Source organism: Arthrobacter sp. Hiyo1 (assembly GCF_001263615.2).
GTDB lineage: Bacteria > Actinomycetota > Actinomycetes > Actinomycetales > Micrococcaceae > Arthrobacter.
Window position 1 is genome coordinate 936,005 of the sequence record NZ_DF952469.1, and the last position, 5,861, is coordinate 941,865.

The window sequence follows — 5,861 nt, forward strand, 5'->3', positions numbered from 1 at the left end:
CAGGAAGGCCCACGCTTTGGCCGGCGGCGCCGAGGACGTCGACGACGCGCTGGACGGATTCCTCAAGAGCGACTGCCCCGGGCCTCCCCTGTTTCATCAGTTCGCCGGCCAGGTCCGTGGGGCCAACCCAGCCGCCGTCGAAACACTCCAACGCGACGAAGTCTTCGACGGCGTCGACGGCTTCCACCGTCTCAAAAAGGACCGTCAGCCGGGGCTCTAGCGAATAGTCCGCACCAAACGCCGAGGCGAACGAAGCCTGTTTCGGCCGGAACCCATAAGGCTGAACCTCGTCGCCCGATAGGCCCTTTCAAGTTCCTTTGGATGCCGCACCCTGGGGAGCACAATCTCGTCCACGCCCGTGTTCGCGAACGCCACCAAGGTCATGTCGTCGAGGTCGGGGACACGGACGGCCACCCGGGTGTTGGCGCCCGACAGTCGCTGGACCGCATCCGCGCATTGCTGCAAGGTCAATGTTGTCTGCTCTGCGTCGAGGACCACGAAATCCAGGTTTCGGTAGGCAACCACGGACAACAGCGTGGGCGTCGGCTCGGCCGTGATGAGTCCGACCTGCCGGACCAGCGACGCCGCCATCACTCGTCCGCCACGAACTGCCAGTCGGCGGGCTTGCTGACGCCGACAACAAGGTTGACGTCTTCGTCGCCGTCGTTGGTTATGCCATGGGTGGTGCCGCGGGGAATGTAGATGCCATCGCCAGGCTTGGCCCGGTACTCGGTGTCGCCCAGATGGACGAGGGGCTCGCCCGAGATGACCACGTAGAACTCGGAGGCATCGGGGTGGTGATGGCACAGGTGATGTTGCCCGGGGAGGACCCTGCCCCAACTGACGCAGAGGTCGTCGGAGCCGCTCAGGTCACGCGAGATGAGCGTAGAGACGAGCCCCTGGTCCCTTTGTCCGCGCAAGCCCGTCTTCTCAAGCGCCGTGAAGCCTTGCTCATCCACGTTGTGGACCAAGCGCGAAATGTCAGTGGCCATTGGAGTCCGTCCTCCCGGCATCGACGTCGTCACGCGCGGCCTTCGTACGCTGGTTCGAGCTGACCGGCGGCAGGCGGGTTGGCGATCCACCACCGGGCGATTTCCTCCCTAGTGGCGAACCAAACGTCGTTCCGGGCACGGGCATACTCCAGGAAGCGCCTGACGCCCAAGGCCACGCTGGGCCGCCCCCCGATGCGCAAGTGCACTCCCACGGACATCATCCTGGGCACGGTTTCCCCTTCGATCAGAAGGCAGTCGAGGCTGTCCTTCAGTACATTGAAGAAGTCATCCGCTGTCCCGAGGCTTCCGGGACCCCAAAACCTCGCGTCGTTCGTGTCGCCTGAGTAAGGGACCACCAGGTGGCGGGATTCCCCGGCGGAGACAAAATACGGCAGGTCATCCGCGTAGGAATTGGAGTCATAGAGGAAGCCCTCGTCCTTGAGGATCGCACGGGTGTTCTCCGTGATTCCTTCGCGGACGTACCAACCCACCGGCCGGACTCCCGAGACTCCCTCGATCGCCGCGACGCAGGCCCGGATTTCGGCCAGTTCCTCGGCCGGAGTCATTCCGACGGTTCCCCGCCATTTGTAGCCGTGCGCGCAAATCTCGTGTCCATCGCGCACGATCGCCTGGGCGGCCTCCGGGTTTCGCTCCAGGGCTACGCCGCACGCCATGAATGTCGCGGGCACGTTGTAGTCCCGGAGCAAAGCCAGAAAGCGCCAGATGCCTACCCTGCTGCCGTACTCGAAGAAGGATTCCTTCATCAGGCTCCGCCGGCCCGGGTCCGAAGACCATCCACCGAAAATCGTGACGTCTTCATCGCTTTCATCACCGGCTTCTATGGAGCTCTCCGCGCCTTCCTCGTAGTTGATGACCATGGAGATGGCCACCTTGGCACCATTCGGCCACGTCACGACCGGGGGGTTTTCCCCGTATCCAATGAGGTCTCGCATTGACTCACTCCTTGCCGTTCGTCGCTATCAATCGAAGCGTCGAAATCTAGAATTCATTATATTGAACTGAACTTCACTATGCAATCAGCGGCCTTCCGCATAGACCCTCCTGTGCGCGGCCAATGACGTCCTGAGCATTCCGTCGACGTCGTCGATCACGTTGCCGTGGGCCGGGCCGATCAGTTTCGTGGGAAGCGTGTCCAGTACCGCTTCGATCGCCTCGAAGGCATCACTGACATCCACGAACTTCGTCCAGTAGAGAGCCCTCCCGGTGCCATACGCCGCTTGGTCCACGGTGGGAGGTTCCGGCATCTCGCCCGACAACAGGCGGCATTGGCCGGGAAGGTGGACCGGTTCGTCGTCGTCCTCTGCTTCCCCGTCTCCGCGCGCTGCGGGGACATCGTGGATAAAGGAGAAGCCGTCCGAAACGAACATCATCCGGGCGCCGTCGTCGTGGCCCCAGAGAGTGTTCTCCAGGTCCCGGATGAAGGCCGGAAGGAAGCGGAACTCCCGATTGCCAAGATCGATCCGGCTTCCGGCCGCCTGTGTCCGGAACCTGGAGCGGTATTCGGGGAAATGCAGGTGGTAGTCACGGACATCCCCCACTACGAGCGCCCCGGGATACTTGTCCAGCAGGGCAGGCAGGTTGCCGGCGTGCGGGATCTCGGGATGGGTCGGGAACACATAATCCAGGGGACGTTCACCGAGAACCAATTCAAGCTGGGCGAGAAGGAGGGCGCGGTGAGCCGGATCCCCCGTGTCCACCAAGAGCGTCGCTTTGGAGCCCACCACCAGGTAGGAGGAGACGTGATAGTGGACTTCCTGCCCCTGGGCGTTGGCCGACAGGCAGCCACCCAGCCAATAGGTTCCGTCGGCAAGCCATCGGAGTTCGACTGCGTCGTGCTTCACTGGACTCTCACTCTCTGGATCCCGACTTCCTCGATTGCCCGCGCCAGCTGCTGTGCCTGCTCAAGGCACAGGTCCCTGCCCACAAAGGGTGTCCCGTAGCCGGGCCCGACGGCGCGGACATCGCGGTCCCGGAAGATGTCGGCAACGTTCCTGGCGATCGGCCCGGTATCTGCCCCTGTGAACCAGCGGAATTTCCGGAGCCCCTCGCGGGTCTCCGGCTTGGCACTCCCGCCGTGCGTGAACGCATCCGAGGTCAGCAGCGCGCCCGATTCCGGATCGAACACCCAGAGGTCGGCAGGAGCCGGAGGAGCGGCGACACGAGTTCGACGACGACGCCGTCCTGCACTTCTACGCGCATCGACGTCCCCGGATCCACGGCAATCCGCTTGGATTCGGCCTTCGAACGGGGCACGGTGATTCCGCCGTGTACCAGACCGCGCCAACGCAAAGTGTTCCTCGATGGCCGGGATGTTGAGGCAGCATTCCATTTCTGTCCTGGTGAGGACAATGGATAGTGGCTCTCCGGGTGACAGCAGCCGGTCGAGCTGTTCGATGATGCCTTCCTGGTGAAGGCGAATCCCGGTATCCACCAGCACTGAACCGGACGGCCCCTTGATCAAGTAGCAGTTCACCGCTTGCGCACGCTGTACGCCAGGCGGGCACCAGCTCACGCGCTCATCCAGTTCGATGTCCCCACCGAGCCGGTAGATCCGGCCGCTCAGCAAACCGCTCATTTTCACTCCTTCCCTTGGATCCGGATGGTTCAGGAGGCGCTGGCTGTCTCCCAGACAGCAATAGCTTCGTCGAGGGTGCAGACGTCGTGCCGGGCCCGCATGACGGTCAACGCGGCGTCGTGCACCACCGTGTCGTAGGCTCCCACCGCATCCTCGAGCAGCACGGCATAGAAGTCGTTGTGCACGGCGTCGCGCAGGGTCGCTTCCACACAGCCACCGGTGGAAACGCCCACGAGCGCCACCGACTCAATCCCCTGGCTGCGCAACAGCAAGGCGAGTTCGGTGGCGATGAAAGCGCTGGGACGTCGCTTGGTGATCACGACTTCCCCGTCTTCGGGCGTGCAGGGTTCGCAGAATTCCGTCGCGGGGTCGCCTTTGGCACTGAGCTTGCCGAGGTCAATGGGGCGGCCGTTCGCAGCGGTATAGAGGGCACGCAGCCAGGCCGCCGGCGAGCTTGCGCCGTCGGGAAGGTTCTCGACACGAATGTGGAAAACCGGCACCCCATTGGCACGGGCCGCGGTGATGGCCCGCCCGCATTTTTCGACGACGGACGGCATCATGCTCATGTCATGCCCGGAATCCCCAATTGCGCCACCGTGCGAAACAGCTCCCACCTGCATGTCGATGACAACCAGTGCAGTAGTGGCGGGATCGAGCAGTTCCTCGAGGGTGTCGCGGACGGGTTTGCCACAGATTTCAATCATGGTTTCTTCCTTCAAGCGGATCCGGGGTCACAGCGGATCTGGGGTCGGGTGAGTCCTGGCCGGCGGTCGCCCCGCCGGCCAGAACCATGTGCTTCTTGGGATTTGCTACTTGCCCAGACCGGCGAAATAGACCTGGTCGTTGGTGAGCGGTACCGCACCTGTCAAGGTGTCTTGCTTGACGATCAGGTTCCGGACCTCCACCAGAGAGAGGATCGGGGCGCCCTGGTCCACCAATCCGGCCATCTTCTTGAGCAGGGCCGCCCGCTGGTCCGTGTTCGTGCTCGGGGTGGCGGCCAGCTGGGTCCGGGCGGCATCGAATTCAGGATTGGACCATCCGGTGCTGTTGCTCGGAGCTCCCGTGGAGTAGAACGCGTAGGTGTAGAACGCGGGGTCTGCGATGACGATCGGCTCGGAGTACAGGACGGCCTGGAAGCGTCCGTCGATGAGCGCCGAGGAGAAGTCGGTCGGGCTCGCAACGTTCAACAGCTGCACCGTGATGCCCACCTTTGCCAGCATGGATTGGATGAGGACGGCTGAACTCTTCGCGACGGGACCCGGGCGGCTCACGCTGTAGCTGAGTGTCAGGGGGAATCCGTTCGCGTACTGGGTCTGTGCCAGCAGCTTCTTGGCCCCGTCGGGGTCATATTTGTAGGTGGGCGAATCCTTCACCGCGGGAAAGATCGAGCCCGCCGGGTCCGCGAGGCCGGCGTAGGCACCCTTGGCCAGGGCGGCCCGGTCGATCGCCATGGAGACTGCCTGGCGAACCTTCTCGTCTGCCAGCGGACCGGTCTTCGTGTTGAACATCATGGTGTCGCGTGTCTGGCTGGTGCACTTGAGGACACTTACCCCACTGACACCGGTCATGGAGCTGTATTGGTCATATTCGAAGCCGTTGGCAATCTGGGCCTCGCCGGTCTTCACCAATTGGGTCCGGGTCGCGGTGTCGGGAACGGCCTTGACCACAACCCGCTTTACCGAGCCTCGATCGCCTCCCCAGTTCGGGTCCGCGGTCACCGTCAGGGACGTCCCGGGAGTAAACTCCTCGAGCTTCCACCCGCTGTAATCGGCCAGGTTCTTCGAGAGCCACTTGTTGGCCGTGGGGTCATCCGGCGTGACGTGAAGTTTCGCTTCCTTGCTGTCGTGGATGTAGAAGAGATTGTTCTGCAGTGACTCGAGCGTGTATGACGTCATGCCGAGGGTGTTGAGTTCAACAGTGCGGTCATCGATCACGGTGACGAGGTTGTCCACATTGAATCCGCTGCTCTTGAGCGTCCCCTTCATGACGGGCTGCCGCACCATCCCGATCGCGAGGCTCCATTTCACGTCCTCGGCCGAGAGGGTGTTTCCAAACTGGCTCGTCAGCTTCCGCAGCTTGACGATGACCCCCTTGCCGTCCGGGGCGGCAACCGCGCTTTCGGCGAGCCGGCCGGTCACCGCGGTAGACGGCGTCGAGCATGATTGGTCATCAGTTGCGCCGGTCTTGTACTCCAGCAACTGGGAGCCGAGTCCGCTGAGCACAACGTGTGATGCACTGCCGCCCCACGGGGCGGGGGTGAGGCTGTCCGGGAG

The 5,861-nt window shown here is 63.2% G+C and carries 8 protein-coding genes; 1 reads left to right on the forward strand and 7 read right to left on the reverse strand.

The features are described from left to right. Positions 1-220, forward strand: a 220-nt coding sequence (locus AHiyo1_RS08605) for a hypothetical protein (RefSeq protein ID WP_172465534.1), incomplete at its 5' end; no start/stop codon positions are given. Here the strand turns inward: AHiyo1_RS08605 and AHiyo1_RS08610 are convergent. From AHiyo1_RS08610 to AHiyo1_RS08640, 7 genes are all read right to left on the reverse strand, one after another. Then, entirely contained in the window at positions 217-591 is a 375-nt protein-coding gene (locus AHiyo1_RS08610) for an aldolase/citrate lyase family protein (RefSeq protein WP_059388279.1), read from the reverse strand. The two genes, AHiyo1_RS08605 and AHiyo1_RS08610, sit on opposite strands and share 4 nt — an antisense overlap. Then, positions 591-992, reverse strand: coding sequence for a cupin domain-containing protein (locus AHiyo1_RS08615; RefSeq protein ID WP_059388280.1), 402 nt, complete (start codon positions 990-992; stop codon positions 591-593). The genes AHiyo1_RS08610 and AHiyo1_RS08615 overlap by 1 nt, the downstream gene beginning before the upstream one ends. 29 nt (positions 993-1,021) lie before the next feature. Next, positions 1,022-1,945 carry a polysaccharide deacetylase family protein gene (locus tag AHiyo1_RS08620; RefSeq protein WP_059388281.1) on the reverse strand — a complete coding sequence of 308 codons (924 nt, stop codon included), beginning with the start codon at positions 1,943-1,945 and terminating at the stop codon, positions 1,022-1,024. An 84-nt stretch (positions 1,946-2,029) separates the two neighbouring features. After that, the gene (locus AHiyo1_RS08625) at positions 2,030-2,854 is read right to left on the reverse strand and encodes an MBL fold metallo-hydrolase (protein WP_059388282.1); all 825 of its coding nucleotides are present in this window, start codon (positions 2,852-2,854) and stop codon (positions 2,030-2,032) included. Then, complete coding sequence (locus tag AHiyo1_RS08630; protein ID WP_059388283.1) at positions 2,851-3,588, reverse strand: hypothetical protein; 738 nt, start codon at positions 3,586-3,588, stop codon at positions 2,851-2,853. Before AHiyo1_RS08630 ends, AHiyo1_RS08625 begins: the two co-directional genes overlap by 4 nt. A gap of 29 nt (positions 3,589-3,617) precedes the next feature. After that, positions 3,618-4,292, reverse strand: a complete 675-nt coding sequence (locus tag AHiyo1_RS08635) for a cysteine hydrolase family protein (protein WP_059388284.1) — start codon at positions 4,290-4,292, stop codon at positions 3,618-3,620. A gap of 105 nt (positions 4,293-4,397) precedes the next feature. Continuing rightward, positions 4,398-5,861: ABC transporter substrate-binding protein (locus tag AHiyo1_RS08640; protein WP_172465535.1), on the reverse strand; the 1,464-nt coding region annotated here is incomplete at its 5' end.